This is a genomic window from Methylobacterium terricola, assembly GCF_006151805.1.
Taxonomy (GTDB): domain Bacteria; phylum Pseudomonadota; class Alphaproteobacteria; order Rhizobiales; family Beijerinckiaceae; genus Methylobacterium; species Methylobacterium terricola.
Window position 1 is genome coordinate 1 of the sequence record NZ_VDDA01000094.1, and the last position, 1,511, is coordinate 1,511.

Below are 1,511 nucleotides of genomic sequence, written 5' to 3' on the forward strand. Positions count from 1 at the left end.
CGGCCGGCAGGGTGTTGACGGGTGCGTCGTTGACCGGGGTGACGGTGACGGCGACCGTGGCGGTCTCGGTCACGCCACCGGAGGTCACCGTGTAGGTGAAGCTCGTCGCGCCGGTGAAGTCGGCTGCCGGCGCGTAGGTCAGCGTGCCGTCGGCGTTGAGCCGCACCGTGCCGGTGCCCACCGCGACCGCCGTCCCCCCGGGGCTGATGGCGGCGCCGTTGACGGCCGTGATGGTGCGGCCCGGGTTCTCGAAGCTGTCGTTGGCCAGGACCGCCAGGGTGGCCGGCGTATCCTCGGGCGTGCTCGCCGAGTCGCCCGAGATGTCGGCCACCGGTGCGATGACGATCGTGCTGGTGTCGGTGTCGGTGAGCGGCGTCCCCGTCCCGGTATTGCCACCGTCGTTGGTCGTCATCGTCAGCGTGACGGCGCCGTTGGCGTCGGCGACCGGGGTGAAGACGGGAGCGGCGGCGGAGGCGAGATAGGCGTTGAGGGCCGCCTGCGTGCCGGTGAGCGTGAGGGACGCCGTGCCCGAGCCGGTCACGGCGACGCCGGCTCCGGCCGTGGCCGCGAGCGTGCCGCTGGTGACGCCGAGGGTGACGCTGAGCGCGCCGGTCCCGGCATCGACGTCGGACACGCTCAAGCCGGTGAGCGCCAGGGCCGTGTCCTCGCTCGCCGCGAACGAGGCCGGCAGCCCGTTCACCGGCGCGTCGTTGACCGCCACCACGTTCACGCTCGCCTGCGCCGCCGCCGAGCTCAGAAGCCCGTCGTTGACGCTCACCGCCACGATCCGCGGCAGCGTCGGCGGGTTCTCCGAGGTCGAGGCGAACCGCACCGCCGCCAGGTAGCTCGCCAGGCTCGCCTGGCCCGACAAGGTCAGCGTGAAGCTGCCCGCGTCGTAGCTCGCGCTCACCCCCGCCGGCAGGCCTGCCGCCGTGAGCAGGTCGCCGGCCTGGCCGTTGGTGATCGTCACGTTGGCCGAGGCCAGGGCGGGGCTGTCGACGTCCTGGATCAGCACGTCGGTATCGGCGATCGGCACGCCGGCGCCGTTCTCGGTGTAGGTGGCGGAGAAGCCGGTGCCGGGACCGGAGGCGTCGAGGTCGAGGACCGGGGCGTCGTCGACGGGCAGGACCGTGATCGTGCTGGTGTCGGTGTCGGCGAGTGCGCCGCCCGCGCCGGTATTGCCGGCATCGGAGGTGGTCAGCGTCAGCGCGACGGTGCCGTTCAGGTTGGCGGCCGGGGTGAAGACGGGAGCGGCGGCCGACGCCAGATAGGCGTTGAGCGCCGCCTGCGTGCCGGTGAGCGTGAGGGACGCCGTGCCCGAGCCGGTCACGGCGACGCCGCCGGAGGCGGCCGCGCTGAGGCTGCCGGCGCCCGCGCCGACACTGAGAGTGAGGCTGAGCGCGCCGGTCCCGGCATCGACGTCGGACACGGCGAGGCCGGTCAGCGCCAGCGGGGTGTCCTCGTTGGTGGTGAAGCTCGCCGGCAGGGTGTTGACCGGCGCGTCGTTGACC

1 protein-coding gene is annotated in these 1,511 nt (G+C 73.7%); it reads right to left on the reverse strand.

Annotation, left to right across the window (positions count from 1 at the left end; translation table 11 throughout):
- Nucleotides 1-1,511, reverse strand: a 1,511-nt coding sequence (locus tag FF100_RS37515) for an Ig-like domain-containing protein (RefSeq protein WP_171070487.1), incomplete at both ends; no start/stop codon positions are given.